Origin of the sequence: Delftia sp. DS1230, from assembly GCF_040112715.1 — a bacterium.
Taxonomy (GTDB): Bacteria; Pseudomonadota; Gammaproteobacteria; order Burkholderiales; family Burkholderiaceae_C; genus Comamonas; species Comamonas tsuruhatensis.
In genome coordinates this window covers 1,951,218-1,977,670 of record NZ_CP157763.1, presented here as the reverse complement: position 1 = coordinate 1,977,670, position 26,453 = coordinate 1,951,218, and the positions used below count along the sequence as shown (strand labels likewise).

The following is a 26,453-nucleotide window of genomic DNA, read 5'->3' as shown; positions in this document are numbered from 1 at the left end:
AATAGGACTACATCTATTTACATTCTGCCAGTATCCAAGCATTGTTCAGGACAAGTTCAGGTACTTGCAGTAGGCAGAAACCTTCACTGGAGGATTTGCGCCACAGCCTCCTGCCACCCGGCGTGCGCAAGCTCAACGCAGCACGCAAAAAGAAAGCGGCCCCATGCAGGGCATGGGGCCGCCAGAGGATGGGGCACAGCTGCGGGCAAGGCCTCAGAACGCGGCCCACTCCTCGTCGTCGGCGGTCGCGGTCCTGCTGACCTGGGCTGGCGTGGCAGTTTTCGCTGGCCGGGCTGCGATGGGCGCCAGGACCGGCGGTGATGCCAAAGGGGCGGCCGCCGTTGCGCGCGGCACCGCCACGGCCGCCTTGGCGGTCTCAGCCACCTCGGGGACCGCTGTCGAGTCTCCCGGCGCCGTGCGAAACACCGATACCGATGCCACCATGGCCCGCGCCTGCTGCTGCAGCGACTGGGCAGCGGCCGCACTTTGCTCGACCAGGGCGGCGTTCTGCTGGGTGGCCTGGTCCATTTGCGTGATGGCATCGCCCACCTGGGCCACGCCCGCGCTCTGCTCGCTGCTGGCGGCGCTGATCTCGCCCATGATGTCGGTCACGCGCCGGATGGCGGCGACGATTTCGGACATGGTCTCGCCGGCCTTGTCCACCAGCTGCGTGCCCTGCTCCACACGCTGCTCGCTGGCCTGGATCAAGGCCTTGATCTCCTTGGCCGCCTCGGCACTGCGCTGGGCCAGCGTGCGCACCTCGCCGGCCACCACGGCAAAGCCCCGGCCCTGCTCGCCAGCGCGGGCCGCCTCCACGGCGGCGTTCAGCGCCAGGATATTGGTCTGGAAGGCAATGCCGTCGATCACGCCGATGATGTCGGCGATCTGGCGGCTGCTGTCGTTGATGCCCTTCATGGTGTCCACCACCTGGGCCACAACCTCGCCGCCACGCGCGGCAATGCCCGAGGCGGAGGCAGCCATCTGGTTGGCCTGGCGCGCGTTGTCCGCGTTCTGGCGCACGGTGGCGCCCAGCTGCTCCATGGAGGCTGCGGTTTCTTCCAGAGCACTGGCCTGGCTTTCGGTGCGCGCCGACAGGTCCGCATTGCCCTGGGCGATCTCGCCAGCGGCCAGCGCCACGCCGTGCGCATTGCCGCGCACATCGCCCACCAGCTCGGCGAGCTTGCGGCGCATGTCCTCCTGTGCGTTGATGAGCTGGCCCATTTCATCCCGGCGCCGGCTGGTGACCGGCTTTTCCAGATGGCCGGCCGCCACATTGCGCGCCACGGCCACGGCCTGGGCCACCGGGCCGGTGACCGCACGCGTGATGGCCCAGCCCACCAGGGCCGCAATCGCCACCACCGCGGCCAGCGTGCCCAGCACCCAGATGCGGGCCAGGTCAAAGCCTGCCTGCGCCTGCTGCCGCGCCTGCTCGCCCGCCTCGCGCTGCAGGGTCAGCAGGCGGCCGGCGCTTTCGGCCAGCTTGCCGAACTGCGCCTCGGACTCGCCGGCGAACATCAACCCCATCTCGTCGGCCATGAAGGCCTGCTCCTCGGTGGTGGAATAGTTGCCGGCGCGCGCACGCTCCAGCAATCGCGCATGCATGGCCAGGAACTGTTGCTTGAAGCCGAGGTAGTCGTCGAAGGCCGCGCGCAAGGCCTGCTGGTCGATCAGCGAACGCAGGGCCGTCTCATGCTCGCCAATGGTCTGCAGCCGGTCCTGCACCTGCTTGGCAAAGCCATCGACCTCGGCCAGGCTGCGCGCGGAGGCAATGCCGGCCTCGTGGCGGCGCAGGCGGTTGTATTCGGATCGCATGGCGCCCGCATGGAACATGCTGGGCAGGGCCACATCCGACAAATGCAATGCGTTGCGGTGCATCTGCGCCAGTTGCAACCAGGCTACCGCCCCCAGAACTGCCGAGAACAGGACCATGATGAGGAATCCCATGCCCAGCTTCGTGCCCATGCGCCAATCTGCCACCTTCATTTGCTCGCTCCCGGGCCGATGTCCCCATCAGCGCCTGATTGATCTGTCCAAACCCTGATCCATGACAAAACAAAAAACGCACCCGGCGCCTAGGCACCGGGTGCGTTTCAAATTGTATCAACTGCGAAGCGGGCATTTACCTCAGCGCAGTTGAGACTCCCTCGACGGGAGTGAAAGGGATCAGCCCTTGTAGTTGGCGATGCCGTCCACGACTTCCTTCTTGGCCTCGTCCACGCCCTTCCAGCCCAGAACCTTGACCCACTTGCCCTTTTCCAGGTCCTTGTAGTGCTCGAAGAAATGCTGGATCTGCTTGAGGGTGATCTCGTGGATGTCTTCCAGCGTGTTGATCTTGTCGTAGGCGGGCAGCAGCTTTTGCGTGGGCACGGCCAGGACCTTGCCATCCACGCCGGACTCGTCTTCCATGAGCAGGATGCCGATGGGGCGGCAGGCCACGACCACGCCCGGGGGCAGCGGGAAGGGCGTCATCACCAGCACGTCCACCGGATCGCCGTCGCCGGACAGCGTCTGGGGCACATAGCCGTAGTTGGCCGGGTAGTGCATGGCCGTGCCCATGAAGCGGTCCACGAAGACGGCGCCGCTTTCCTTGTCCACTTCGTACTTGATGGGATCGGAGTTGGCCGAGATCTCGATCACGACGTTGAAGGATTCAGGAGCGTTCTTGCCCGGTGTGACTTTGTCGAAAGACATGATGGATGAGGAGAGTTGAAACAAAAAAGCCCCCGCAGGGGGATAGCAGCGTGATTTTAGGCGCAGGCACACGCCCCCACGGATGGCTCCGCAGGAACGCCTGCCATGCTACGGCGGCAAGCCTGCGCCAAGCTTGCAGCGCCCGGGCCGTTTTCAGGCGTGTGCGCCGCCCGCGCGCCGCTGCACGGGACCGCTGCGCTGCTCCACCGCATGCTGCACTTCGCGGCGCAGGCCCAGGGCAAAGCCCAGCTCGGCCAGCACGAACAGCGGCCCGATGACCAGGCCCACGATGTCATCCAGGAAAGCCGGCTTGCGGCCCTCGTAGTAATGGCCCACGAACTGGATCACCCAGCCCACGGCGAAGATGCCCAGGCCCCAGCCCAGCCAAGCCCCCATCGGCAGCATGGCGATGGGCTGGGCCAGTGCCAGCATCAGGGCAAGCACCAGGGCCATGGCGATGCCGTAGCGCAGGTCCAGCAGACAGTAGTAGATGCCTGCCGCCAGTGCCGCCAGTAGGGCCAGGCTCAATGGCAGCTCGGGCAGGCCGTCGCCCAAGGGGGCAGCCCACTGCAGGCGGGCCAGCAAAATCACCACCGCCCACATGATCAGCGGCACGCCGACGAAGTGCGTGAGGATGTTGCGTGGATCACGGTGATAGTCCGCGTACTGGGACAGTTGGTCGATGAGGGTTTTCATAGGCTGCACCTGCGGTGGATGTTGCGCAACCATGGTGGTGTCATCAAGGATTGGCGTCTGTCATGGATCCGACACAAGCCTCATCGCACACCTCGGGCTTACCCGCACCCGCTCCGGCACCTCCGGCAGCCCACGCCACCCCGCGCGGCGTACGGCGCCGTGCTGCGGCCGGCCCGCCGGGCATGGCCGATCTCTGGGCCACCATCGAGGCGGGCCGCTGGTTCCACGCCCTGCCGCCGGAGCTGGGCGCACAGCTCAAGGCACTGGCCCAGCCCCGCACGCTGGCGGCAGGCGACTGGCTGTTCCGGCGCGGCGACCCGCCCTGCGGCCTCTATGCGGTGGCGCGTGGTGCGCTCAGCATCTCGGGAACGGCCGCCTGCGGCGAGCAGGCCCGCACGGCGCTGCTGACCCTGGTGGAGCCTCCCATGTGGCTGGGGGAAATCGCGCTGTTCGATGGAGCCGAGCGCACCCACGATGCCCAGGCAGCCACGGCCTGCACCGTGCTGCACGTGCCCCAGGCCCCACTGCAGGCATGGCTGGCGGCCCATCCCGAACACTGGCAGGTGCTGGCCTTGCTGCTGACCGACAAGCTGCGCGTGTGCCTGATGGCGCTGGAGGAGCACACGCTGCTGCCTGCGCCGCAGCGCCTGGCGCGGCGTCTGGTGCGCATGGCCGAAGGCTTTGACCAGTGGCAGCCGGACGGCCAGGGCCGCCAGCGCTGGCGCCGCGAGCTGGATGTTTCCCAGGAACAGCTGGCGCGCATGCTGGGCCTGTCGCGCCAGACGACCAACCAGATCCTGCAGGAGCTGCAGCAGGCCGGTTGCCTGCAACTGCGGCGCGGCAAGATGGAGGTGCTGGACCGGCAGGGCCTGCGCGACGCGGGCTGGCCCGAGGACTGAAGCCACTGAAGCCACTGAAGCTTCTGGAGCCACCAAGGCGATCGAGGGGACGCAGCAACGCCCGGGACTGGACAAGCGGCGCGGGCACCCCACAATCGGGCTCCATGCAATACCACTACATCGGCAATGCGTCCGTGCCCACGGAGTCGGGACGCACGATCCCCGTGCTGGACCCGTCGGACGGGCAGGCTTTCGACGAGCTGCAGCGCGGCTCGCCCCAGGACATCGACCTGGCCGTGCGTTCGGCGCGCGAGTGCCAGGACAGCGTCTGGAGCAAGCTTTCTGCCGCAGAGCGCGGGCGCCTGCTGATGCGCCTGTCGGGCAGCGTGCTCCAGCATGCCGATGAGCTCACGGCCATTGAGCAGCGCGACTGCGGCAAGCCCACGCGCCAGGCCCGTGCCGACGTGCTGGCGCTTGCGCGCTACTTCGAGTTCTATGCCGGCGCCTGCGACAAGCTGCACGGTGAGACCCTGCCCTACCAGCAGGGCTACAGCGCCCTGACCTGGCGCGAGCCCCACGGCGTGACCGGTCATATCGTCCCCTGGAACTATCCCATGCAGATCCTGGGCCGCAGCGTGGGCGCGGCGCTGGCCGCGGGCAATACCTGTGTGGTCAAGCCCTCGGAAGACGCCTGCCTGTCCGTGCTGCGCGTGGCGCGGCTGGCCACCGAGGCAGGCTTTCCAGCCGGCGCCTTCAACGTGGTCACCGGCCTGGGTCACGAGGTGGGCGAGGCCCTGGCGCGCCATCCCGGCGTAGACCACCTGAGCTTCACGGGCAGCCCCGGCGTGGGCACGCTGATCCAGCAGGCGGCGGCCGAGCGCCACTGCCCCGTCACGCTGGAGCTGGGCGGCAAGAGCCCGCAGATCGTGTTTGCAGACGCGGACCTTGATGCCGCCGTGCCCGCCATCGTCAACGCCATCGTGCAGAACGCGGGCCAGACCTGCTCGGCAGGTTCGCGCGTGCTGATCGACTCGCTGATCTACGAGCCGCTGCTCGAACGCCTGGGCCAGGCCTTCGAGGCGCTGCGCGTGGGCCCGGCTGCCATGGACCTGGACCTGGGGCCGCTGATCCGCGCCAGCCAGCAGCAGCGCGTCTGGGATTTCCTGTCCGACGCCCAGGTGGCAGGCATTGCCGTGGTGGCGCAGGGCCAGATCGTCGAGGATGCCCCAGACAGCGGCTTTTACCAGGCGCCCACCCTGCTGCGCGACGTGCCGCCCGAGCACCGGCTGGCGCAGGAAGAGATTTTCGGCCCCGTGCTCTGCGCCATGCCCTTCCATGACGAGGACCATGCCGTGCAACTGGCCAACGGCACGGCCTACGGCCTGGTGGCCGGCCTGTGGACGCGCGACGGCGCGCGCCAGCTGCGTCTGGCGCGGCGCCTGCGCTGCGGCCAGGTCTTCGTCAACAACTACGGGGCGGGTGGCGGCGTGGAGCTGCCCTTCGGCGGCGTCAAGTCCAGCGGCCATGGCCGCGAAAAGGGCTTCGAGGCGCTCTACGGCTTTACCACGCTGAAGACCGTCGCCATACGGCATGGCTGATCGTTGCGCATGACGGAAAATCGCGGGATGCCCGGCGCCAGCCGGCAGCCCGCGACAGAAAGAACAGCTTCCCCCATGCCCTTGTCCCCCATTCCCGACCGCACGCCCCAGCATGAACGCGACGTGCGCTACCGCAGCTACGCCCGCGCCGACGGCCTCTGGGATATCGAAGGCGAGCTGCGCGACAGCAAGACCCATGACATCGAACTGAGCGGCGGCCGCCACATGCCCGCCGGCACGGCCATACACCACATGTGGATACGCACCACGGTCGATGCCCGCCTGGCGGTGCAGGCCATCGAGGTCGTCATGGATTCCCACCCGCTGGGCCACTGCCCCGAGGCCACGCGGGCCCTGCAGAAAATGGTCGGCTGCAGCATGGCGCGCGGCTGGCGCAAGGCCATCAACGAGAACCTGGGCGGCGTGGCCAGCTGCACGCATCTGCGCGAGCTGCTGTTCAACATGGCCACGGCAGCCTTCCAGTCCGTGCCGGGCGTCTTTGGCGATGCCGACCCCAGCCAGCCGCCACGCCACCTGGGCCAGTGCCTGGGCTGGGACTTCAACGGCCCCGGCGTGGCGCGCTATTACCCGCAATTCGTGGGCTGGCAGCCCAGCACAGGCGGCGCGACCCCGATCCCGTCGACCACAGCAACCACCGAAACCCAGGGGGCCTGACCCCCCGACCGAGGAGCAAAGCCCGATGCGTGTCCAGGACAAATCCATCATCGTCACAGGCGCCGGCAGCGGCATCGGGGCCGGCATCGCAAAGCGGCTGGCCGCCGAAGGTGCCCGGGTCATCGTCAACGACATCGACCGCGAGGCCGGCACGCGCGTGGCACAGTCCATCACCGCCGAAGGCGGCCGGGCACTTTTCGTGCAGGCGGACATGACCCGCAGCGAACAGGTCAAGGCCCTGGTGGAGGCCACGCTGCAGGCGCATGGCCGGCTCGACGCCTTCGTCAACAACGCGGGCTGGACGCACCGCAACCGCCCCATGCTCGAAGTCAGCGAGGCCGAGTTCGACCGCGTCTACGCCATCAACGTCAAGAGCATCTACCTTTCTGCCGTGCACGGCGTGCCCGCCATGCGCGCCAACCCGGCGCTGGCCGATGGCCGCCCTGGCGGCGGCAGCTTCATCAACATCGCCTCCACGGCAGGCCTGCGCCCTCGGCCGGGGCTGACCTGGTACAACGGCTCCAAGGGAGCCGTCATCATCACCAGCAAGTCCATGGCGGCCGAGCTCGGGCCCGAGAACATCCGCGTCAACTGCATCAACCCCGTGTTCAACCCGGACACCGGCCTGGCCGCCGAGTTCGCCGGCGGCCCGGTGGACGAGGAGCGCCGCGCGCGCTTTCGCGCGACGATTCCGCTGGGCCGCTTTTCCACAGCGCTGGACGTGGCAAATGCCGCGCTGTATCTGGCCAGCGACGAGGCCGCCTTCATCAGCGGCACCTGCATCGAGGTGGACGGAGCGCGCTGCGTCTAGACACAGATCAAGAACTGCAGGCTTGCGCAGTGCCTGGACATAGGCATTCGGGCAAAATCACAGGCATGGCAGAACGAGTGATCCCCCTGGTCGACGAGCGCTCCCCCACGCGCCCGGCCGCCGTGCCAAGTCTGCTGCAGACGCCCACCGGCGATCTGCAGGACAGGCTTGGCCGGTCGCTGCGCGACCTGCGCATCAGCATCACCGACCGCTGCAACTTCCGCTGCAGCTACTGCATGCCCAAGGAAGTCTTCGACAAGAACTACAGCTACCTGCCGCACGGCTCGCTGCTGAGTTTCGAGGAAATCACGCGCACGGCACGCCTGTTCGTGCAGCACGGCGTGCAGAAGATCCGGCTGACGGGTGGCGAGCCGCTGCTGCGCAAGAACGTGGAAACGCTGGTGGAGCAGCTCTCCGCCCTGCGCACGCCCGGCGGCCAGCCGCTGGACCTGACGCTGACCACCAACGGCTCCCTGCTGGCCCGCAAGGCCCGCGCGCTCAAGGACGCCGGCCTGAACCGCGTCACCGTGAGCCTGGACGGGCTGGACGACGCGGTGTTCCGCAGCATGAACGACGTGGACTTCCCGGTCTCCGACGTGCTGGCCGGCATCGAGGCGGCCCAGGCCGCGGGCCTGACCAACATCAAGGTCAACATGGTGGTCAAGCGCGGCACCAACGAAGACCAGATCCTGCCCATGGCGCGCCACTTCCAGGGCACGGGCGTGACCTTGCGCTTCATCGAATACATGGATGTAGGCGCGACCAACGGCTGGCGCATGGACGAGGTTCTGCCCTCCGACGAGGTCATCGCCCGGCTGCGCGCCGAACTGCCCCTGGTGCCGCTGCAGCCCAGCGCCACCGGCGAGACGGCCGTGCGCTGGGGCTATGCCGACGCACGCGGCCTGCACGACCCGTCGCTGGGCGAGGTCGGCGTGATCAGCAGCGTCACCCATGCCTTTTGCGGCGACTGCAACCGCGCGCGCCTGTCCACCGAAGGCCGGCTGTACCTGTGCCTGTTCGCCTCCGAAGGCTGGGACCTGCGCAGCCTGCTGCGCAGCGGCGCCAGCGATGCCGAGGTCGCCTCCGCGCTGGCCCCCATCTGGCAGCAGCGCAGCGACCGCTACTCCGAACTGCGCGCCAGTCTGCCGGCCAGCACAGGCACGCAGCGCAGGCGCATCGAGATGAGCTACATCGGCGGCTGATTCGTGCGGCGTGCGCGGGGCGTCGGCGCCCTGCCATCGCCGCCTCGCCCCCTACTCCTTTTCCCCGCTGCTCCCTCCCGCCCCACATGCCCCCTTCTTCCCAGCCCGCTCCCCTGCACGCCCCCCTGCCCCTGAACGACATCACGGGCTGCGTGCTGGCAGGCGGGCGCGGCATGCGAATGGGCGGTGTCGACAAGGGGCTGCAGCCCTTTCTGGGCCAGCCGCTGGCAGCCCATGCGCTGGACCGCCTGGCGCCCCAGGTCGGGCATCTGCTGATCAACGCCAATCGCCATGCCGAGGCCTATGCGCAATTGGGCGCGGCTTACGGTGCGCCGGTCTGGCCCGATGCCGAACCCGACTATCCCGGCCCGCTGGCCGGCTTCCTGAGCGGCCTGATGCACTGCCGGACGCCCTGGCTGGTCTGCGTGCCCTGCGATACGCCGCTGTTCCCGCTGGACCTTGTGGAGCGGCTTGTGCAGGCGGCGCTGTCGCAGCAGCCTGCGGCCGACATCGTCGTCGCCCATGGCTGGGAGCGCTCGCTTGACGCAGATCAATCCCTGCTGCGGGCCCAGCCCGTGTTCTGCCTGATGCGGTCATCGCTGCGTGATAGTCTGCAATCGTTCATACGTTCGGGCGGCCGCAAGATCGATGCATGGACGGGCCAGCACCGCTGCGCCACGGCCCTCTTCGACCACGCGGGCGACAGCCCGCTGGCCTTTGCCAACGCCAACACGCAGCAGGAGCTGCAGGCGCTGGCGCGCGCCGCAGCCACCCCGTCGTAGTGCCCCGCGCCGCCGGCCCGCACGCCGCCTTGCCCAACCGGATTCCGTTCTGATGACAGCATCCTTCCAGCCCGCATCCCCCACCACCGCATCCACCCAGGACCTGAGGGTCGATCAGGCCCTGACACAGCTGGCCAGCCTGCTGCAGCCCCTGGGCCCGGTGGCAGAGTTGGAGACGCTGGCGCTGGCCGATGCGCTGGACCGCGTGCTGGCCGAAGACATCGTCTCCCCCGTCGATGTGCCAGCGCATGACAACGCCGCCATGGATGGCTATGCCTTCGATGGCGGCCAGCTGCAGGCTGCTCACGCCGGTTCGCCCGCTGCACCGCTGGTGCTGCGCGTGGTCGGCCAGGCCCTGGCCGGCAAACCCTGGCACGGCACCGTGCAGGCCGGCGAGTGCATCAAGATCATGACCGGCGCCGTGTTGCCGAGCGGGCTGGACACGGTGATCGCGCATGAACGCACCGTGTCCGCAGGCACTGACCACATCGGCATTCCGGCAGGCAGCGTGCGTGCCGGGGACAACCGGCGCCTGCGCGGCGAGGACCTGAGCCTGGGCCGCGTGGCCCTGGCGGCGGGCCAGCGCCTGCATCCCGCGGCCCTGGGCCTGATCGCCAGCCTGGGCCAGCCCCAGGTGCGCGTGCGCAGGCGGCTGCGCGTGGCCTATTTCTCCACGGGCGATGAAATCCTCCACCCCGGCACGGCGCCGCGCGAGGGTGCGGTCTACGACAGCAACCGCTTCAGCCTCATCGGCCTGCTGCAGCGCATGGGCGTGCAGGTGCTGGACCTGGGCGTGGTGGCCGACGAGCCCGAGGCCCTGCAGGAGCGCCTGCGCAAAGCCGCCTCCCTGGCCGACGTGGTGCTGACCAGCGGCGGCATCAGCGCAGGCGAGGCCGACCACACGCGCGCCATGCTGCAGCGCATGGGCTGCGTGCACTTCTGGCGACTGGCCATGCGGCCCGGCCGGCCGCTGGCCGTGGGCCTGCTGCAGCCCGATGCGGGCACGCCGTTTGCCGCAAGCCGCACGCCTGCACGCACCACGGTGCTGATCGGCCTTCCCGGCAATCCCGTGGCCGCCATGGTCAGCTTTCTGGTCTTTGTCCGTCCGGCGCTGCTGCAGCTCATGGGCGCTGCGCAGGCAGCTGCCGAGGCGGCCGCCCTGCCCCAGGCCGCGGCTGCCCATGCGCTGTCCAAGCGGACGGGCCGCACCGAGTACCAGCGCGGCCTTCTGTCCACAGGCGCCGATGGCCGCTGCCTGGTCCGCACCACCGGGCCGCAGGGTTCGGGCGTGCTGCGCTCCATGGCCGAGGCCGACTGCCTCATCGTGCTCGAACATGAGCGCGCTGCCGTGCAAGCCGGCGAAACCGTGTCCATCCTGCCGCTGCAGGCCTTTCCCTGACAGGAGATTGCCCCATGCCCTTCCAGTCCAAGCACCTGACCGACGCCCCCGATCGCAGCACCGTCGAAGCGCTGCCCGGCGCTACCTTGCTGGAGTTCGGCACCGCCTGGTGCGGCCACTGCCAGCGCGCGCAACCGCTGATTGCCCAGGCGCTGGATGCCGCCCCGCAGGTGGCCCACATCAAGGTGGAAGACGGCCCCGGCAGGGCCCTGGGACGCAGCTACCGCGTCAAGCTCTGGCCCACCCTGGTCTTTCTGCGTGACGGGCAGGAGGTGCAAAGGCTGGTGCGGCCCCAGCAGGCCCGCGAGATCGAGGACGCGCTGGCCCGCATCACCGCCCAGCCCTGACACTTGCGGCGCAGCCGCTGCCTGTGTATCGCCGACAATGGCCCGCATGCCGTCCCAAAAGAAGCCTGCCGATTCCGCGCCCAAGAAGCCCCGCCGCAACAGCGGCCGCCCGCTGGCTGACGATGCCGTCGGCCGGGACATCATCCTGCAGACCACGGTCAACCTGCTCAAGACCCGCACGCCGGAGCAACTGAGCATTCTGGAAATCGCGGCGGCGGCCGGCGTCACGCGGGCGCTGGTGCGCTACTACTTCAGCAGCCTCAAGGGACTGCTGCAGGAAGTGACGGAGTCCCTGATGCGCGAGTTGCAAAACCGCATGGAAGTGGCGCTCAGGACGCAGGGCACGGTGGAAGAGCGCGTCTACCAGCGCCTGCTGCTGCGGCTGGATTTCATGCGCGAGCACCCGCAGTTCGAGCGGCTGGCGCTGTCCGAGATCTACCACTATGAAAGCGAAGAAGAGCCTCCGCCCTCGGGCACGCCGCTGCAGCGCATCACGCGGCGCGGGCTGGAGCTGACCTCGACCATGCTGATGGACGGAGCGCAGGCCAGCCACCCGGCACAGGTGGACCCGCGCTTCATCCACCTGGCCATCCTCAGCATTTCGGCCTTCCTGCCCACGGCACGGCCGCTGCTGGCCGAACTGTTCGGGGAAGGGCCGCAGGCAGACCAGCAGGTCGAGCACTATCTGCGCTTCATGTCCCACCTGCTGGCCGAGCGCATCAGGCAGGATGCGCCGGCGCAAGACCACCCACCACACCCGGGCCACCACCCGGATTGACTTGCGCCGGCGCCCGCTGCTCCCTCCTTTCGTCCGGTGCGCTGCCCTCAGTCGGACTGTATGCCCAGCTCCTTGACCAGCCGCCCGAAGCGCTCGAAGTCGCTGGCATTGGTCTTGCCCAGGCGCTGCGGCGGGCCGCCCACAGGGACGGTTCCCAGCGTGGCCATGCGTGCCACCACGTCGGGCATCTTGAGGACCTCGTTCAGGTGCGTATTCAGCAGCCTGACCACGTCGGCAGGCATGTTCCTGGGGCCGAACAGGCCATACCAGGCCGTCAGCTCCACGTCCTTGTAGCCCAGCTCGGCCAGCGTGGGCACGTCGGGCGCAAGCGGCGAGCGCTGGGCGTCGGCCACGGCCAGCGCCACGAGCTTGCCGCCGGGCAGGTAGGGCGCGATGGAGCCCAGCGTGCTGTAGGTGAAGGGCACATGGCCGCCCACCACGTCCGTGACCGCAGGCGCCACCCCCTTGTAGGGGATGGACTCGAAGCGGGCGCCCGTGGCGCGCCGGACCATCTCGCCCAGAAAGTGCATGGGCGAGCCATTGCCCGGGGTGGCGTAGCCCAGCGAACGGCCCTGGCTCGCGGATACGGCCTCCTTGAGCGTGCGCACGCCCGCGCCGGGTCCGGCGACAAGGAACAGCGATGTGGAGCCGACCTCGATCACGGGCGTGAATCCGTTGAGCACGTCATATCCGTGGCCTGCGCCCAGCTTGAGCACCAGCTGGGCCATGGAAAAGGTATTGGGCGCCAGCAGCAGCGTATAGCCATCGGCCGGCGCCTTGGCCACATAGCTGCTGCCGATGGTGCCGCTGGCGCCTGCGCGGTTGTCCACAAGCACCGACTGTCCGATGCGGGCCGACAGCTTCTCGCCCAGCAGGCGCGCCAGCGCATCGGTGTCACCGCCTGCGGGATAGGCCACGACGATGGTGACGGGCTTGTGGGGATAGGCCTGCGCCTGGGCAGGACCGGCCAGCAGGGCCATGGCCAGGGCCATGCCTAGGGCAAGCGTTTTGCGTTTCGCTTTCATGGGGTGGGCTTTCATCGTGGGTTTTGTCATTTTCAGCAAAGGCCGGGGCCGGGCTCACGCCTGGCGTATCGCCACGCGGTGCATGCGCCGCGCTGCGGGGTGGTAGTCGTTGACCGCGTAATGCTGGGTGGCCAGGTTGTCCCAGATGGCCACCGAGCCCTTGCGCCAGCGAAAGCGCACCTGCCATTCAGGCACCTTGGCCAGGCCGCTGAGCATGGCGATCAGCGCCGCGCTCTCGTCGCTGGTCACGCCTTCTATGTGCGTGGTGTAGAGCGAGTTCACAAAGGCCACGGGCAGGCAGGTCACCGGGTGCACCAGGACCACGGGCTGCTCCAGCGGCGGATGCTTGAGGCGCGTGGCCCGATAGGCCTCGCCAGACGGATCTCGGCGCATCAGGCTTTGCCTGAGCGCTGGCGCCTCCCAGTTGTGGGTGGCGCGCAGCTTGCGCAGATAGGCCTGCAGCTCGGGCGCCAGCGAGGCGAAGGCCGTGGTCATGCTGGCCCACATGGTGTCGCCGCCCGTGGGCGGCACGTCCACGGCGTAGAGGCAGGCACCGGCGGGCGGCTTGGTCTGCCAGGTCAGGTCGGCATGCCAGATGTCGGTGCCGGTGCGCGTGCCCTGGCTGATCAGCAGCTCGACATGGGGATCGTCCGGGTGCGAGGGAAAGGTGGAGGACACGGGCTCTACCTTGCCGAACACCTGGGCCACGCGCACCTGCTGCGCAGGGTCCAGCGTCTGGTCGCGGAAGAATATGACCTGGCGCTCGGCCAGCAGCCGGCGCAGCGCGTCCGCATGGTCATGCACCTGCGCCGGGTCCGAGAGATCGATGCCGTATATCTCCGATCCTATGCACGGGGTGATGTGTTCGACTTGCATGAAATTCCTTTTCCAAAAAAAACGGGGTTGGGGTGGTGATCAGGTGGACGCAATGTCCTGCGGCAGCGGCATGGAGCGGAACCGGCGGCCGGTGGCATGGAACAGGGCCGTGGCCACGGCAGGCGCCGTGGGGCCCAGGGCCACTTCGCCGCAGCCCTGGGGCGGCCGGTCGCTTTCGACCAGGACCACCTCCACGCGGGGCATTTCGGACAGTTGCAGCAGCGGGTAGTCGTGGAAATTGCTTTGCTGCACCACGCCCTTGTCAAAGCCCAGCCGGCTCTTGAAGGTGTTGGTCAGCGCAAAGCCGATGCCGCCTTCGACATTGGCCTTGACCAGTCCCGGGTTGACCACGCGGCCCGCGTCGATGGCGCAGATGGCGCGCTCCAGCCGCACGCGGCCTTCCACAACACGCAACTCCATGACCAGCGCGACGAAGGTCTGGAAGCTCTCGCCCCGCCCCGTGTAGACGTTGAAGGTCATGGCGCGGTGCAGGCCTGCCGGTGCGGGCTGCTCCCAGCGCGCGGCCCGCGCCGCCGCATCCAGCACGCCCAGCGCCAGCGGCTGGCCGGCCAGCAGGCGGCGCCGGTACTGGTAGTCGTCCACGCCTGCGGTGTGGGCCAACTCGCTGATGAAGCTTTCCAGGAAGAACACGCTGGACGTGGTGCCCACGCTGCGCAGATAGCTCAGCGGTATGGGCTGCTGCACGTCCACGGCATCCACCAGCAGGTTGGGCACGCCGTAGATCAGGTCGTAGATGGACTCGACCATGGTCTCGTCCCAGCCGCCTGCATCGGCCATCTTCTTGGGGTTGATGGCGCCGTACAGCGACTGGCCCGAGATGCGTGCATGCAGCGCGGCAGGCAGGCCGTCGGCGCCCAGCACGGCACTCAGCCGCCCCGAGGCACCGGGCCGATAGTAGGAATGCCGTATGTCGTCCTCGCGCGAGCGGATGACCTTGACGGGCCGGCCCACGGCCTTGGATGCCGCTGCTGCATGCAAGGCGAAGTCGGGCATGTACTTGCGCCCGAAGCTGCCGCCCAGGAACGTGGTGTGCACGATGACCTTGTCCGCAGGCACCCCGCAGGCCTTGCCGAGTTCGCCGCGCAGGAAGTCCTGGCCCTGGTAGGGCCCCCAGGTTTCGACTTCGCCGTCGCGCACATGGACAGTGGCGGCCAGCGGCTCCATGGTGGCGTGCGTGATGTAGGGCGAGTGGTAGTCGGCCGTGATCGGCTTGCCCGCCGCCAGCATTTCGCGCGGCTTGCCCAGGCTGCGGGCAACGACGGCCTTGTCGTTCGACAGGCCTGCGACGAACTGCGCATGGATGCGCTCGCTGTCCACGCCGGCCGCCGCGCCGGCGTCGAATTCGATGTCCAGCGCGTCGGCGGCCTGCTTGGCGATCCAGTACGAATCGGCCACCACGACCACGGTGCTGGGCTCGGGGTCGGGCCACTGCGTGGTGCGCACGACGGCATGCACGCCGGGGCGCGCGCGCACCTCTGCCTCGTTGCGGATGCGTACGATGCGCCCCGTCACGCTGGGCGCCATGCGCACGGCGCCGATCAGCATGCCGGGCACCTCGACATCGATGCCGAAGACCGCGCTGCCATCGACCTTGGCCGGGGTGTCCACCCGCCGCAGGTTGCGGCCGATCAGGCCCTGCTCGGAAGCCGACTTCATGCGCGGGCGCGCGGCCAGGGGCAGCCTGGAAGCCTCGGCCACGATCTCGCCGTAGCCCACGCTGCGGCCCGTCGCGGAGTGCAGCACGCGGCCGGCGCGCGTGCTGCACTGGGATGCCCGCACGCCCAGCCGGGCCGCGCCGGCACGCAGCAGCACATCACGGGCCTGGGCACCGGCCAGGCGCATGCGCTCGTAGAAATAGTTCATCGACATCGACGCGCCCACGAACTGCTGGAACGGCATTTCGCCCGCATCGTTGCGATAGGCGTCGCGCCCCGTGACGAAGCGCACGGTCACGCTGGCCCAGTCGGCATCGAGCTCGTCGGCCAGCACCTGGGGCAGGCCGGTGTAGATGCCCTGGCCCACCTCGCACTGCGACACGCCGATCACCACCTGCCCCGAAGGCTCGATCCAGACCCAGTCGCCGATGGAGGAGGCCGTTGCTGCCGCTGCACCCGCCTCCGCTGGCGCGGCCTGCGCCAGCGGAATCAGCAGGCTGCCGGCAGCAGGCGCCACCAGCAGCGCGGCAGCGCTCTGGAGCAGATGCCTGCGCCGCAGCGAGATGGCAGAGCCGGCCGTACGGCCCCGTTCATTGCTTGGACGCTGCGGCATGGATGGCCTCCCGGATGCGGTGGTAGGTGGCGCAGCGGCACAGATTGGTCATGGCCTCGTCGATCTGCGCATCGGTAGGCTGTGGATGGGTCTTGAGCAGCGCGGCAGCGGCCATGACCATGCCGGACTGGCAGTAGCCGCACTGCGGCACGTCCTTGTCCATCCAGGCCTTCTGGATGGGGTGGGAACGGTTGCTGGACAGCCCTTCGATGGTCGTGACCGCCTTGCCGCCCACCGTCGACACGGGCAGCACGCAGGAGCGCACCGGCTCGCCATCGACATGGACCGTGCAGGCCCCGCACATGCTGATGCCGCAGCCGAACTTGGTGCCGGGCAGCTTGAAGTGATCGCGCAGCACCCACAGCAACGGGGTCTGCCCGTCGCCGTCAAAGGCCACGCTTTGGGAATTGAGGGTGAATTTCATCGTGGGGTCTCCAATGCGCCCGCATCGACCGGGCTGCATGTCTCATGCCTCTCAGAACGAGTGGTGTATGCCTGCCGCAATCACGGTCTGCGTGCGCCCGCTGGCAACGCCCACGGAATTCATCGCCGCCACGCCATCCGAGGCGCGCTGGTGCGTGACCGAGGCATGCAGCTGCGTGCGTTTGGAGAAGGCGTAGCGCGCGCCCAGGTGGACCTGGTTCCACTTCGTCTGCTCGAAGCGGCTGAAGGAGTAGCCCGTGTTGATGGTCACGGACTGGCTGGTCTGCCAGGCCAGGCCCAGGTCAAGGGCACTCATGTTGCTGGAGGCCCCGCCGTACTTGAGCGTGGAGCGCGTCAGCAGCGCGTTGAGCCGGACCGGAAGTGCATCGAGCTGGTAACCGCCGCCGATGCCCAGCACCTGGAAGGTATCGAGCACCAGGGGCCGGCCCGCCACCAGGTCCTGGCCCAGCGCGTTCGCCAGGCCCGTGCGCCCGGCGATATCGAAGGCACGGCCACGCGCATCGGTGTAGGCCACGGCCAGATTGAGCTTGGCACTGGAATAGCTGCCCATGACGCTGTAGGTACGGTTGGCCTGCGAGCGGCCCGGCACCTCGCCAAAGCCGTACTGCGCGCCGAACTGCATGCCGCCCATGCTGGGCGTCAGGTAGACCACGGAGTTGTCCACCGGAAACTGGCTGGACAGGCCGTCCAGATTGCCGGGGTGGTAGAGATAGAAGTTGTAGAGCTGGTAGCCGTTGCCCCACTGGCTCAGCGTGCCGGCCGTGAAATCGACCTGGCGACCCAGCCGCACCGAGCCCATCGACGCGCTGTCCAGACCCACCCAGGAAGCCCGGTTGAAGTAGCTGGTCGGCGAGATCGGCGAGCCGATGTCCGTGAGGAATCCGTTCTCCAGCTGGAACGAGGCCTTCATGCCACCGCCCAGATCCTCCGATCCGCGCAGGCCCCAGAGGTCAGGCTGGGAAATGGCCGAATCCATGCGCGTCAGCCGGCTCCCGCGCACATCGCTGATCCAGGGCATGGTCAGGTCCATGCTGCCGTACAGCGTCACCGAACTCTGGGCCAGCGCCGCTCCCGCGCCGCCCAGCATCGCCAATGCGGCAATTGCTTTGTATTTCATCGCAAGGCTCTTTCATCGTGAGATGGTTTAAAAATTCCACAAGTGGCAATTTCAAACACCACGCCACGGAAGATGCCTGGCAGGGCGCGAACTAATTTCCACTTATGGAAATATTAGCTGCGCAGGCCGAATTTTGGTTCTGGGGTTTTCATCTACCGCGTTGTAGGTAGGTCTCGGAAGATGGAAGAAAGGGACGGGCATTGCACCCGCCCCGCACCAGGCGCTCAGCGCCCCAGTGCCTGGTCCACGCCCTTGTTGGCCAGGGCGTCTGCCCGCTCGTTGCCAGGGTCGCCTGCGTGGCCCTTGACCCAGCGCCAGTCGATGCGGTGGCCGCCACCCTGGACCAGGGCGTCCAGCCGCTGCCACAGCTCGACGTTCTTGACCGGCTCCTTGGAGGCCGTCTTCCAGCCCTTGGCCTTCCAGCCATGGATCCATTCGGTGATGCCCTTGAGCACGTACTGGCTGTCGATGTAGAGCACCACATCGCAGGGCCGCCTGAGCGCGGACAGCGCCTCGATCACGGCCATCATCTCCATGCGGTTGTTGGTCGTGTTCAGCTCGCCGCCGAACAGCTCTTTCCTGGCGCTGCCGGCCTCCAGCACCACGCCCCAGCCGCCGGGACCCGGATTGCCCTTGCAGGCGCCGTCCGTGTAGATAACAACTTGATTCAAAAAATTTCCTTGGGTTGAATGGCCCGGCCTTCAGGCCGGTTGGAATGCGGACCGCTGCCCTGCACCGCCTGCGCCGGCATGCGGTGGGCCACAGGCACGGAGGCGCCCGACACGGCTGCGCGGCCACGCCAGGCAGGCTCCAGCATGCGTGCGCCCGGCACGCGCTTGACGGCCACCACGCAGTACACGCCGCCCAGCATGGGCCAGCCCAGCCGCCCCACGCGGTCCATGAACTGCCAGCGCCGCAGCCAGCGATCCGTCTGCACGGCAGGACGATAGCAGCCGAACTGCACGGCCTCGATCTCAAAGGCCAGCAATCGCAGCCAGTCGCGCAGCCGCCAGTAGCCCACGCCCCAGCCCACATCGGGCAGATACACGCCACGCTCGGCACGCCGCTGCACGCCCAGCAAACTGGCAGGATTGAGTCCGCACACCACGATGCGGCCTTCAGGCATCAGCACCCTGGCCGCCTCGCGCAGCACGGCATGCGGGTCCGGCGAGGTCTCCAGCGTATGGGGCATCACGACCAGGTCGAGGCTGGCCTCGGGAAATGGCAGCGCGGCGGGATCGGCCAGCAGCGCCACGGGAACCTCCAGCGGGGCAGCGCCGTCCGCTGGCGCTGCATCCTGCGTGGAATCCAGCGCCAGCCAGCGGTGCGGCATGCGGTTGGCACGCAGCCCCTGGAGCATGGGCATGCCCAGCTGCAGGCTGTGATAGCCGAAAATATCGGCTACCGCCTCGTCGCAGCGCTGCTGCTCCCATTCCAGCAGGTAGTGGCCGAGGGCAGATTGCGTCCAGTGATGCATCCCTATAATTTTGCTGCTCATGAACCTGTTGCCCATTCCTGCTTTTTCCGACAACTACATCTGGCTGCTGCATGACGCCGGGCAGGCCCTGGTCGTCGATCCCGGCGATGCAGCGCCCGTGCTCGCCACGTTGCACCGGCTGGGCCTGCAGCTGCAGGGCATTTTAGTCACCCACCACCATGCCGATCATGTCGGTGGCGTGGCCCAGCTGCACCAGGCCACGGGCGCCCAGGTCTGGGGTCCTGCCTACGAGCAGTTGCCCGAACCCGTTCAGCGCGTGCAGGGAGGCGATGCCGTGCAGGCACTGGGCGGCCCCTGGCAGGTCATCGATGTACCAGGCCATACCAGCGGCCACATTGCCTTCTACAGCACGGCGGCACAGGCACAGCCCGTGCTGTTTTGCGGCGACACGCTGTTTTCCGGGGGGTGCGGCCGCCTGTTCGAGGGCACTGCGCAGCAGATGCAGCAATCGCTGGACAATCTGGCCTCGCTGCCGGGCAATACACTGGTGTGCTGCGCACATGAGTACACAATGTCCAACCTGCGCTTTGCCCAGGCCGTGGAACCAAACAACGAAACCCTGGCTCACTACCAGCGGCATTGTCAGGCGTTGCGCGAGGCCGGTCGGCCCACGCTGCCATCCCTGATGGAGACCGAGCGCTCCATCAATCCCTTTCTGAGAACGCGCGAATCCGCGGTGGCCGCGGCCGCCGCAGGCTTCGACGCACAGGTGAGACAGCAGGACCCAGCCAGCGTGCTGGCCGGCCTGCGCCAATGGAAAAACGTCTTCTGATGAAACTGCTACACACCCTGCTGCTGGGCAGCCTGCTGGTTCTTGCCGGCTGCGCCACCACCAGCGGCCCGGACTTGGCCGGTACGACGGATCCCTCCCCCAGCCCCGCACCCCACTCCCCCATGTATCCCAAAGGGCCGCTGAGCCCGCTGGGCACAGGCAGTGCCAGCAACGGCGACGTGGCCTCGCTGGAGACCACGGGCGATCTGTGGGTACGCATACGCCAGGGCTTTGCCATGCCCGACCTGGACCAGGATCTGGTCAAGGACCGCGAGCAGTGGTACGCCAGCCGTCCCGACTACATACAGCGCATGACCGAGCGCTCCAGCAAATACCTGTTCCACATCGTCGAGGAACTGGAGCGGCGCAACATGCCCACCGAGCTGGCGCTGCTGCCCTATATCGAGAGTGCCTTCAACCCGCAGGCCGTCTCCACCGCCAAGGCGGCCGGCATGTGGCAGTTCATGCCGGCCACCGGCACCTATTTCGACCTCAAGCAGAACGCCTTCCGCGACGACCGCCGCGACGTGCTGGCCTCCACGCGCGCCGCGCTGGACTACCTGCAAAAGCTCTATGACATGTTCGGCGACTGGCACTTGGCCCTGGCCGCCTACAACTGGGGCGAAGGCAGCGTGGGCCGCGCCATCAAGCGCAACGAGAAGCTGGGGCTGCCCACGGGCTACACCGACCTGCAGATGCCGGCCGAGACCCGCATGTACGTGCCCAAGCTGCAGGCCGTCAAGAACATCGTGGCCAACCCCGATGCGTTCAACACCGAGCTGCCGGTGATCGAAAACCACCCCTACTTCCAGACCGTCACCATCACCCGCGACATCGACGTGGAACTGGTGGCCAAGCTGGCCGACGTATCGACCGAGGACTTCAAGGCGCTGAATCCCAGCTTTCGCAAGCCGGTGATCTTTGCGGCCGGCACGCCGGAGATCCTGCTGCCCTGGGACAACGCCAAGGTGTTTCGCCGCAACATGCAGGCCTTCGACGAAGGCCAGTACGCGAGCTGGACCGTCTGGACCGTGCCCTCCACCATCAGCGTGGCCGAGGCAGCCCAGCGCGTGGGCCTGGGCGAGTCCGACCTGCGCGCCCTCAACAACATTCCGCCGCGCATGCTGATCAAGGCCGGCTCCGCGCTCATGGTGCCGCGCGGCGCCAACGTGCGTGCCGACGTGGCCGGCCACGTGGCCGACAACGGCCAGATCAGCTTTGCCCCCGAGATCATCACGCGCCGCACCACCATCAAGGCACGCAAGCGCGACACGCTGATCAGCGTGGCCAACCGCTACGGCGTCAGCGTGTCCAACCTGGCGGACTGGAATGACCTGAAGTCCTCGGCCACGCTGCATGCAGGCCAGTCGCTGGTGGCCTATCTGCCGGTACGCGCCAGCAGTGGCGGCAACGCCCGCGCAGCCAAGTCCACGGGAACCGCACGCAAGGTGGCCGTTCAGCCGCAAAGCCGCAACGCCAAGACGGCCGTCACCACGGCACAGCGCGGAGGCAAGCCATCCAAGGTGAAAAAGCGCTGAGGAATCCCTCTGGCACCCGCGTCACGGAGCCCGCTTTCGCGGGCTTTTTTGCGTGCGGCCGCCGGGCTCAGGTGTGAAAGCGCTGGCGGGACTGGCGCACGAATTCGTTGGTGTACGAGCGCTCCAGGTCAATGCCGCCGCGCGCCAGCGCAGGGTCGAGCCGGACCAGCGCACGCAGGGCCGTGGCGGGCCCGTCATCGGGCATCATCCCATCGGGCGAAATCGTGGTGCGCATGTGCTCGAAGGCCGACAGATAGGCGCGCCGGGAGCCCAGCAGATAGGGCGCAGGCACGGCCCGCAGCACATCCATGGGCGCGGCAGTCTGCAGCCACTTGAGCGAGCGCACCATGGCGTTGCTGAGCGCCTGGGCCTTGGCCGGGTTCCTGCGCAAGAAGGCCTGTGTCGCATACAGCGTGCCCGAGGGCATGGAGCCGCCGTACAACTGCGCGCTGCTGCGCAGATCACGCAGGTCCCGCACGATGCGCACGGCGCCCTTGTCCTCCAGCACGCTCATCAGCGGGTCCGCATGGCACAGCGCATGCACACGCCCGGTGCGCAGCGCCTCCATGGCATCGGGCCCAGAGCCCACGCCCACCAGTTGCACCGCAGCGGGATCCAGGCCATCGCCCAGCAGCATCAGTTGCATGGCCCGGGCCGTGGATGCGCCCAGCGAGGAAACACCCACGCGCCGCCCGCGCAGATCGGCCAGCGTCTGGTAGCGCGGCATCCAGCGCGCAGCCACGCCCAGCGCGATCTGGGGTGCACGCCCCTGCACGACGAAGGCCCGCAGCTGGCTGCCGCGCTGCTGGGCAAGAAGCGTGTGTTCATAGGCGCCCGCGCAGACATCGGCGGCGCCCGACTCCAGGGCCTGCAGCGACTGCGATCCGCCTGGATAGTCCTCAATGCGCACGGCCAGGCCTTCGGCCTCGAAATAACCCAGCTGCTGCGCAATCACCAGCGGCAGGTAGTACAGCAGGCCCTGGCCGCCCACGGCAATCGTCAGCAGCTCGGCCGAGCCGAGCACAGGGAGCGACCAAAGAGGAGCCAGCCCCAGAAGGCTCAACAAGGTTCGGCGATCAAGCACGTGGGAAGACATGATGGTTATTTTGCTGCAGTGCAACACGATCATGCCCAGAGCCCGCATACGCAGCATCGGTGCTTGCCCGTACGTGAAACACCGCAGGGCCTGTGGTGCAGGCCCTGCGCGGGACGATGGCGCCGGATGCGGCCGCAGGCCTCAGCGGTAGCCTGCGAAAAACAGCAGCAGATTCACCACCAGGGCCAGGGCCCAGGCCAGACTGCGCAGCGTGGCGCGGTCCATCACATAGAAGGCGATGTAGGCGATGCGCAACACCACGAAGGCCACGGCAAGGCCATCGACCCGCGCCGCTGGCGCGCCCAGTTGCCAGGCAACCAGCAAGGCGCCAATGAAGAACGGCAGGCACTCGAAACTGTTGGCCTGCGCCGCATTCGCCCGCGCCTGGTAGCCGGTCTGCTGGGCGAGCCAGGCGCGGGGGTCGTGGTTGTCGAAGCCGCGCTGCCCCGGCCGGTGCTTCATTCCGGGCGCCTTGGCGATGTAGGCGCAGACCAGCGGCAGCAGGGCCGCCACCAGCAGGCACCAATGGGCAAGGGAAAAACCGCCGGGCGGCAGGACGACAGAGGTCGGCATACGGGCTCCTGATGAAAAGACAAGGAATGCTGGCCGCCTCCACCACTACCGGCGATCCACCAGCGCATGGGCGATCGTACCCAGGTCCACGTACTCGAGTTCGCTGCCGATGGGCACGCCGCGCGCCAGCCGCGTCACATGGATGCCGCGCGCTTTCAGCGCCTCGCTGATCGCATGGGCCGTGGCCTCGCCCTCGGCCGTGAAACTGGTGGCCAGGATCACCTCCTGCACCTTGCCGTCGCCGGCGCGCTCCAGCAGGGATGACAGATTCAGGTCGCGCGGACCTATGCCGTCGAGCGGCGACAGCCGCCCCATCAGCACGTAGTAGTAGCCGTTGTAGGCCCCCGTGCGTTCCATGGCCCCCATGTCGGCAGGCGCCTCCACCACGCACAGCCGGGCCGCGTCGCGCCCTTCGTCCTGGCAGATGGAGCAGATGCGGCCTTCGGTGAAGGTATGGCAGCGCTCGCAATGGCTTACCGACTCCACGGCCGTGGTCAGGGCACGGGCCAGCTGCCGCGCGCCGTCCTGGTCGCGCTGCAGCAGGTGAAAGGCCATGCGCTGCGCAGACTTGATGCCCACGCCCGGGAGCCTGCGCAGGGCTTCGATCAGACCATCGAGCGATTGCACATCCGACATGGCGGCTTCCTTTCAATGAAGAAGATTCTCAGAAAAAAAGCGACCTGCAAGGGCAGATCGCTCGATGGCCTCTCAACGCAATTGAGTGGCTGGGGAAACCGTCACGGCCTCTCCCGGCTGTTCGGCACAACCTCTCGGGGCCAGCCTCAGAAAGGGAACTTCATGCCGCCCGGCAGGCCGGGCATGCCGGCCGTGAGCTTGCCCATCTTTTCGTTGGAGGTTTCTTCTGCCTTGCGCACGGCAGCGTTGAAGGCGGCAGCCACCAGGTCTTCCAGCATGTCCTTGTCTTCGGCCAGCAGGCTGGGGTCGATGGTGATGCGCTTGACGTCGTGCTTGCAGGTCATGACCACCTTCACCAGGCCCGCGCCGGACTCGCCTTCCACCTCGATGTTGCCCAGTTCATCCTGGGCCTTCTTGAGGTTGTCCTGCATGGCCTGGGCTTGCTTCATCAGGCCGGCCAGTTGTCCTTTGTTGAACATGTGAGTTCCTTCTTCTGTAGGGTAAAAACGAAACGCTCTAGAGCGTGTCAGGGCTGAATGGATACGGGCTTGATACTGCCAGGCACGATTTTCGCGCCATGGCTGCGGATCAGGGTCTGCACCAGAGAATGATTCATCACGATGTCTTCGGCAATGCGCTGGCGCTCATGGCTGGCCACCGCATTGCGCCGCGCGGGGCTGTCCACCACGGCGCCCTGCTCGACATGCAGCTGCCGGGCCAGGCCGGCAGCCTCCAGCGCCGCACGCAGGCGCTCGCGCGTGGCGGGCTGGGCCAGCGAGCTGCTTTCCACACGCAGCGTCCAAGTATCGCCCTCGCGCGCCACCAGCTGCGACTGCAGCGCCAGCTGGCGCGCCAGCGCAGTGACGGCCTCGGCCTGCACCAGTTGCTGGACGGCAGCGTGCCAGACATCGCCCTCGGCCGTGCGCTCCACGGTCGGCGCGGGTGGCGCATCCGGGGACTGGCGGCCACGTTCGGGAGCGAAATCCTGCACATCGATCTGAGTGTCGATCTGCGGTTCGGACTGCCGTGCCACGGCAGCGGCAGGCGGCTCCAGGGCCAGATCTCCGTCATCGCTCCAGCGGCCTTCGTCGGCCCAGCCTTCATCGGGCATCCCGGCCCAGGCACCCTCGTCCGGCGCATCGGCATCCTGCACCTGCGGCGCCTCATCGGCAGAAGAGTCTGCGTCTTCCTGCACATCGTCCACGGGCTCATCCACAGGCTCGTCCAGGGGCTCTTGGGCGACACCGGCGGCCGGCTTCAGCTCTGGAGCAGCGGAAGGCCTGGCCTCCTGGACAGGCGCAAGCACAGGTTCCGGCCTGACAACTGCGGCCACGGCCACGGGCGCCTGAACAGGCGCTGGAGCCGCAACGGCTTGCACCACGGGAGCGACCACGGCGGGCGCAGCGGTCACGGGAGATACGACAGGCGCGACAGGAGCAGGAGGCGCGACCGGGACGGGCATGGCCGCCTTGACTGGGACAGCGGGGGCCTCGGGCACAGCGGGCTGTGCGGGCCGCGTCTGCGCAACGGGCGCGGGAGATTCAGGCTTCGCCGTGGAGGGGGTCAGCGCTGGAGTTTTTTTTTCAGCCGCGCCCGGGGCGGGCTCTGCAGATTGCGGCTTGAACGCCAGCAGCCGCAGCAGCGCCATGGTCAGCGCCGCGTACTCGTCGGGTGCCAGGCCCAGTTCGGCCCGACCATGCAGGCAGATGCTGTAGAGCAGCTGGGTTTCGTCGCGCGGCATCAGCACCGCAAGGCGGGCGATCTCTGCGGCCTCCGGATCGCTGGCGTCGGCGGCCATCTGCGGCACAGCCTGCGCCACAGCCATGCGTTGCAGCACGGCGCACATCTCCTCCAGCGTGGAGGCTGCAGACAGGCCGTTGCGGCGCAGCGCCTCGGAAGTCTCCACCACCACCTGGCCATCGCCTTGGGCCAGTGCCTCGATCAGGCGGAACACATGGCTGCGGTCCACGCTGCCCAGCATCTGGCGCACCATGGACTCCTGCAGCTGGCCGCTGCCAAAGGCAATGGCCTGGTCGGTCAGCGACAGCGCATCGCGCATGGAGCCGCGCGCGGCGCGAGACAGCAGGCGCAGGGCCTGGGGTTCGGAAGCCACGCCTTCCTGGCCGAGCACCTGGCCCAGATGCTCCAGCACGGTCTCGGGCGCCATGGGCCGCAGGTTGAACTGCAGGCAGCGGCTGAGCACGGTCACGGGCACCTTCTGCGGATCGGTGGTGGCCAGCACGAACTTCAGGTACTCGGGTGGCTCTTCCAGCGTCTTGAGCATGGCGTTGAAGGCCGTGTTCGTGAGCATGTGCACTTCGTCGATCATGAAGACCTTGAAGCGTCCCTGCACCGGCTTGTAGACGGCCTGCTCCAGCAGGCTTTGCACCTCGTCCACCCCGCGGTTGGAGGCGGCGTCCAGCTCGGTGTAATCGGGAAAGCGGCCGCTGTCGATTTCGGTACAGGCCGCACAGACGCCGCAGGGCGTTGCCGTGATGCCGCCCTGGCCATCGGCGCCCTGGCAGTTGAGCGACTTGGCCAGAATGCGCGAGACCGTGGTCTTGCCCACGCCGCGCGTGCCGGTGAACAGATAGGCATGGTGCAGGCGCTGCTGCGTCAGGGCATTGGTGAGCGCCTGAACGACATGCTCCTGCCCCACCATTTCGGAGAAATTGCGGGGGCGGTATTTGCGGGCCAGCACAAGATAAGACATCCCGCGATTCTACGGGGCTGAGCACCCTCGCCCGGTGCGCCCCGGGTTTGGCCGGCCT

General features: G+C 67.9%; 26 protein-coding genes. 11 read left to right on the top strand and 15 right to left on the bottom strand.

Features of this window, described 5'->3' with window-relative positions; all coding sequences use genetic code 11:
- Positions 1-213 precede the first annotated feature (213 nt).
- The 3 genes from AAN986_RS08850 to AAN986_RS08840 all read right to left on the bottom strand — a co-directional run bounded on the left by AAN986_RS08850 (position 214) and on the right by AAN986_RS08840 (position 3,387).
- A complete protein-coding gene (locus AAN986_RS08850; protein ID WP_203400591.1) occupies positions 214-1,983 on the bottom strand; it encodes a methyl-accepting chemotaxis protein in 1,770 nt (589 codons plus the stop codon).
- A 180-nt stretch (positions 1,984-2,163) separates the two neighbouring features.
- Positions 2,164-2,691, bottom strand: a complete 528-nt coding sequence (gene ppa / locus AAN986_RS08845) for an inorganic diphosphatase (protein WP_013801496.1) — start codon at positions 2,689-2,691, stop codon at positions 2,164-2,166.
- Between the two features lie 153 nt (positions 2,692-2,844).
- Positions 2,845-3,387 carry an Mpo1-like protein gene (locus AAN986_RS08840; protein ID WP_012206679.1) on the bottom strand — a complete coding sequence of 181 codons (543 nt, stop codon included), beginning with the start codon at positions 3,385-3,387 and terminating at the stop codon, positions 2,845-2,847.
- A 62-nt stretch (positions 3,388-3,449) separates the two neighbouring features.
- Here AAN986_RS08840 and AAN986_RS08835 point away from each other — a divergent pair, with 62 nt between their 5' ends.
- The 9 genes from AAN986_RS08835 to AAN986_RS08795 all read left to right on the top strand — a co-directional run bounded on the left by AAN986_RS08835 (position 3,450) and on the right by AAN986_RS08795 (position 11,818).
- Entirely contained in the window at positions 3,450-4,286 is an 837-nt protein-coding gene (locus AAN986_RS08835) for a Crp/Fnr family transcriptional regulator (RefSeq protein WP_047218959.1), read from the top strand.
- Positions 4,287-4,390: 104 nt separating this feature from the next.
- Complete coding sequence (locus AAN986_RS08830) at positions 4,391-5,824, top strand: aldehyde dehydrogenase family protein (protein ID WP_047218958.1); 1,434 nt, start codon at positions 4,391-4,393, stop codon at positions 5,822-5,824.
- Positions 5,825-5,899: 75 nt separating this feature from the next.
- Positions 5,900-6,499 (top strand): DUF2889 domain-containing protein, encoded by a 600-nt coding sequence (locus AAN986_RS08825; RefSeq protein ID WP_047218957.1) that lies wholly within the window; start codon positions 5,900-5,902, stop codon positions 6,497-6,499.
- A gap of 25 nt (positions 6,500-6,524) precedes the next feature.
- Positions 6,525-7,310, top strand: a complete 786-nt coding sequence (locus tag AAN986_RS08820; RefSeq protein WP_047218956.1) for an SDR family oxidoreductase — start codon at positions 6,525-6,527, stop codon at positions 7,308-7,310.
- 65 nt (positions 7,311-7,375) lie between these two features.
- Positions 7,376-8,512, top strand: a complete 1,137-nt coding sequence (moaA, locus tag AAN986_RS08815; RefSeq protein WP_013801490.1) for a GTP 3',8-cyclase MoaA — start codon at positions 7,376-7,378, stop codon at positions 8,510-8,512.
- Positions 8,513-8,598: 86 nt separating this feature from the next.
- A complete protein-coding gene (gene mobA, locus AAN986_RS08810) occupies positions 8,599-9,294 on the top strand; it encodes a molybdenum cofactor guanylyltransferase MobA (protein WP_047218955.1) in 696 nt (231 codons plus the stop codon).
- Positions 9,295-9,346: 52 nt separating this feature from the next.
- Positions 9,347-10,693, top strand: coding sequence for a gephyrin-like molybdotransferase Glp (gene glp / locus AAN986_RS08805; protein ID WP_047218954.1), 1,347 nt, complete (start codon positions 9,347-9,349; stop codon positions 10,691-10,693).
- Between the two features lie 14 nt (positions 10,694-10,707).
- Entirely contained in the window at positions 10,708-11,040 is a 333-nt protein-coding gene (locus AAN986_RS08800; RefSeq protein ID WP_016451353.1) for a thioredoxin family protein, read from the top strand.
- A gap of 46 nt (positions 11,041-11,086) precedes the next feature.
- Positions 11,087-11,818 (top strand): TetR/AcrR family transcriptional regulator, encoded by a 732-nt coding sequence (locus AAN986_RS08795; protein WP_223275354.1) that lies wholly within the window; start codon positions 11,087-11,089, stop codon positions 11,816-11,818.
- 47 nt (positions 11,819-11,865) lie between these two features.
- Here the strand turns inward: AAN986_RS08795 and AAN986_RS08790 are convergent, their stop codons facing one another.
- The 7 genes from AAN986_RS08790 to AAN986_RS08760 form a co-directional block, all read right to left on the bottom strand.
- The gene (locus tag AAN986_RS08790) at positions 11,866-12,843 is read right to left on the bottom strand and encodes a tripartite tricarboxylate transporter substrate binding protein (RefSeq protein ID WP_206424543.1); all 978 of its coding nucleotides are present in this window, start codon (positions 12,841-12,843) and stop codon (positions 11,866-11,868) included.
- Positions 12,844-12,897: 54 nt separating this feature from the next.
- The gene (locus AAN986_RS08785) at positions 12,898-13,719 is read right to left on the bottom strand and encodes a TauD/TfdA family dioxygenase (RefSeq protein ID WP_034396088.1); all 822 of its coding nucleotides are present in this window, start codon (positions 13,717-13,719) and stop codon (positions 12,898-12,900) included.
- 39 nt (positions 13,720-13,758) lie between these two features.
- Entirely contained in the window at positions 13,759-16,008 is a 2,250-nt protein-coding gene (locus AAN986_RS08780; protein ID WP_047218952.1) for a molybdopterin cofactor-binding domain-containing protein, read from the bottom strand.
- On the bottom strand, positions 15,986-16,432 hold the full coding sequence (locus AAN986_RS08775; protein ID WP_034396093.1) for a (2Fe-2S)-binding protein: 447 nt from the start codon (positions 16,430-16,432) through the stop codon (positions 15,986-15,988). Before AAN986_RS08775 ends, AAN986_RS08780 begins: the two co-directional genes overlap by 23 nt.
- A 51-nt stretch (positions 16,433-16,483) precedes the next feature.
- On the bottom strand, positions 16,484-17,569 hold the full coding sequence (locus AAN986_RS08770; protein ID WP_047218951.1) for a porin: 1,086 nt from the start codon (positions 17,567-17,569) through the stop codon (positions 16,484-16,486).
- 224 nt (positions 17,570-17,793) lie between these two features.
- Positions 17,794-18,240: a ribonuclease HI gene (rnhA, locus tag AAN986_RS08765; RefSeq protein ID WP_013801482.1), complete on the bottom strand. Its 447-nt coding sequence runs from the start codon at positions 18,238-18,240 to the stop codon at positions 17,794-17,796.
- A complete protein-coding gene (locus tag AAN986_RS08760; protein WP_349335725.1) occupies positions 18,237-19,046 on the bottom strand; it encodes a class I SAM-dependent methyltransferase in 810 nt (269 codons plus the stop codon). Before AAN986_RS08760 ends, rnhA begins: the two co-directional genes overlap by 4 nt.
- Before the next feature lie 19 nt (positions 19,047-19,065).
- On the opposite strand from AAN986_RS08760, the gene gloB reads away from it, so the two are divergent.
- Both gloB and AAN986_RS08750 read left to right on the top strand, forming a co-directional pair.
- Positions 19,066-19,839 (top strand): hydroxyacylglutathione hydrolase, encoded by a 774-nt coding sequence (gloB, locus tag AAN986_RS08755; protein WP_047218949.1) that lies wholly within the window; start codon positions 19,066-19,068, stop codon positions 19,837-19,839.
- A complete protein-coding gene (locus AAN986_RS08750; protein ID WP_016451348.1) occupies positions 19,839-21,377 on the top strand; it encodes a transglycosylase SLT domain-containing protein in 1,539 nt (512 codons plus the stop codon). Before gloB ends, AAN986_RS08750 begins: the two co-directional genes overlap by 1 nt.
- 67 nt (positions 21,378-21,444) lie before the next feature.
- Here AAN986_RS08750 and AAN986_RS08745 read toward each other — a convergent pair whose 3' ends face one another.
- From AAN986_RS08745 to dnaX, 5 genes are all read right to left on the bottom strand, one after another.
- The gene (locus tag AAN986_RS08745; protein ID WP_016447445.1) at positions 21,445-22,530 is read right to left on the bottom strand and encodes an ABC transporter substrate-binding protein; all 1,086 of its coding nucleotides are present in this window, start codon (positions 22,528-22,530) and stop codon (positions 21,445-21,447) included.
- An 84-nt stretch (positions 22,531-22,614) separates the two neighbouring features.
- The gene (locus AAN986_RS08740) at positions 22,615-23,046 is read right to left on the bottom strand and encodes an MAPEG family protein (protein ID WP_016447446.1); all 432 of its coding nucleotides are present in this window, start codon (positions 23,044-23,046) and stop codon (positions 22,615-22,617) included.
- Between the two features lie 45 nt (positions 23,047-23,091).
- On the bottom strand, positions 23,092-23,682 hold the full coding sequence (gene recR / locus AAN986_RS08735) for a recombination mediator RecR (RefSeq protein WP_017404532.1): 591 nt from the start codon (positions 23,680-23,682) through the stop codon (positions 23,092-23,094).
- A gap of 146 nt (positions 23,683-23,828) precedes the next feature.
- The gene (locus AAN986_RS08730; protein ID WP_012206701.1) at positions 23,829-24,161 is read right to left on the bottom strand and encodes a YbaB/EbfC family nucleoid-associated protein; all 333 of its coding nucleotides are present in this window, start codon (positions 24,159-24,161) and stop codon (positions 23,829-23,831) included.
- 47 nt (positions 24,162-24,208) lie between these two features.
- Complete coding sequence (gene dnaX, locus AAN986_RS08725) at positions 24,209-26,395, bottom strand: DNA polymerase III subunit gamma/tau (RefSeq protein WP_047218948.1); 2,187 nt, start codon at positions 26,393-26,395, stop codon at positions 24,209-24,211.
- Positions 26,396-26,453: the final 58 nt, after the last annotated feature.

Excerpts from the sequence above, each read along its gene's own strand:
- glp (WP_047218954.1), top strand. The coding sequence starts at position 9,347 with ATGACAGCATCCTTCCAGCCCGCATCCCCCACCACCGCATCCACCCAG.
- mobA (WP_047218955.1), top strand. The coding sequence starts at position 8,599 with ATGCCCCCTTCTTCCCAGCCCGCTCCCCTGCACGCCCCCCTGCCCCTG.
- moaA (WP_013801490.1), top strand. The coding sequence starts at position 7,376 with ATGGCAGAACGAGTGATCCCCCTGGTCGACGAGCGCTCCCCCACGCGC.
- AAN986_RS08760 (WP_349335725.1), bottom strand. The coding sequence starts at position 19,046 with ATGCATCACTGGACGCAATCTGCCCTCGGCCACTACCTGCTGGAATGG.
- AAN986_RS08820 (WP_047218956.1), top strand. The coding sequence starts at position 6,525 with ATGCGTGTCCAGGACAAATCCATCATCGTCACAGGCGCCGGCAGCGGC.
- AAN986_RS08850 (WP_203400591.1), bottom strand. The coding sequence starts at position 1,983 with ATGAAGGTGGCAGATTGGCGCATGGGCACGAAGCTGGGCATGGGATTC.
- AAN986_RS08825 (WP_047218957.1), top strand. The coding sequence starts at position 5,900 with ATGCCCTTGTCCCCCATTCCCGACCGCACGCCCCAGCATGAACGCGAC.
- AAN986_RS08730 (WP_012206701.1), bottom strand. The coding sequence starts at position 24,161 with ATGTTCAACAAAGGACAACTGGCCGGCCTGATGAAGCAAGCCCAGGCC.
- AAN986_RS08790 (WP_206424543.1), bottom strand. The coding sequence starts at position 12,843 with ATGAAAGCGAAACGCAAAACGCTTGCCCTAGGCATGGCCCTGGCCATG.
- ppa (WP_013801496.1), bottom strand. The coding sequence starts at position 2,691 with ATGTCTTTCGACAAAGTCACACCGGGCAAGAACGCTCCTGAATCCTTC.
- AAN986_RS08775 (WP_034396093.1), bottom strand. The coding sequence starts at position 16,432 with ATGAAATTCACCCTCAATTCCCAAAGCGTGGCCTTTGACGGCGACGGG.
- AAN986_RS08785 (WP_034396088.1), bottom strand. The coding sequence starts at position 13,719 with ATGCAAGTCGAACACATCACCCCGTGCATAGGATCGGAGATATACGGC.
- dnaX (WP_047218948.1), bottom strand. The coding sequence starts at position 26,395 with ATGTCTTATCTTGTGCTGGCCCGCAAATACCGCCCCCGCAATTTCTCC.
- AAN986_RS08840 (WP_012206679.1), bottom strand. The coding sequence starts at position 3,387 with ATGAAAACCCTCATCGACCAACTGTCCCAGTACGCGGACTATCACCGT.
- AAN986_RS08795 (WP_223275354.1), top strand. The coding sequence starts at position 11,087 with ATGCCGTCCCAAAAGAAGCCTGCCGATTCCGCGCCCAAGAAGCCCCGC.
- AAN986_RS08835 (WP_047218959.1), top strand. The coding sequence starts at position 3,450 with ATGGATCCGACACAAGCCTCATCGCACACCTCGGGCTTACCCGCACCC.
- gloB (WP_047218949.1), top strand. The coding sequence starts at position 19,066 with ATGAACCTGTTGCCCATTCCTGCTTTTTCCGACAACTACATCTGGCTG.
- AAN986_RS08800 (WP_016451353.1), top strand. The coding sequence starts at position 10,708 with ATGCCCTTCCAGTCCAAGCACCTGACCGACGCCCCCGATCGCAGCACC.
- AAN986_RS08830 (WP_047218958.1), top strand. The coding sequence starts at position 4,391 with ATGCAATACCACTACATCGGCAATGCGTCCGTGCCCACGGAGTCGGGA.
- AAN986_RS08745 (WP_016447445.1), bottom strand. The coding sequence starts at position 22,530 with ATGCTGCGTATGCGGGCTCTGGGCATGATCGTGTTGCACTGCAGCAAA.
- AAN986_RS08780 (WP_047218952.1), bottom strand. The coding sequence starts at position 16,008 with ATGCCGCAGCGTCCAAGCAATGAACGGGGCCGTACGGCCGGCTCTGCC.
- recR (WP_017404532.1), bottom strand. The coding sequence starts at position 23,682 with ATGTCGGATGTGCAATCGCTCGATGGTCTGATCGAAGCCCTGCGCAGG.
- AAN986_RS08770 (WP_047218951.1), bottom strand. The coding sequence starts at position 17,569 with ATGAAATACAAAGCAATTGCCGCATTGGCGATGCTGGGCGGCGCGGGA.
- AAN986_RS08740 (WP_016447446.1), bottom strand. The coding sequence starts at position 23,046 with ATGCCGACCTCTGTCGTCCTGCCGCCCGGCGGTTTTTCCCTTGCCCAT.
- AAN986_RS08750 (WP_016451348.1), top strand. The coding sequence starts at position 19,839 with ATGAAACTGCTACACACCCTGCTGCTGGGCAGCCTGCTGGTTCTTGCC.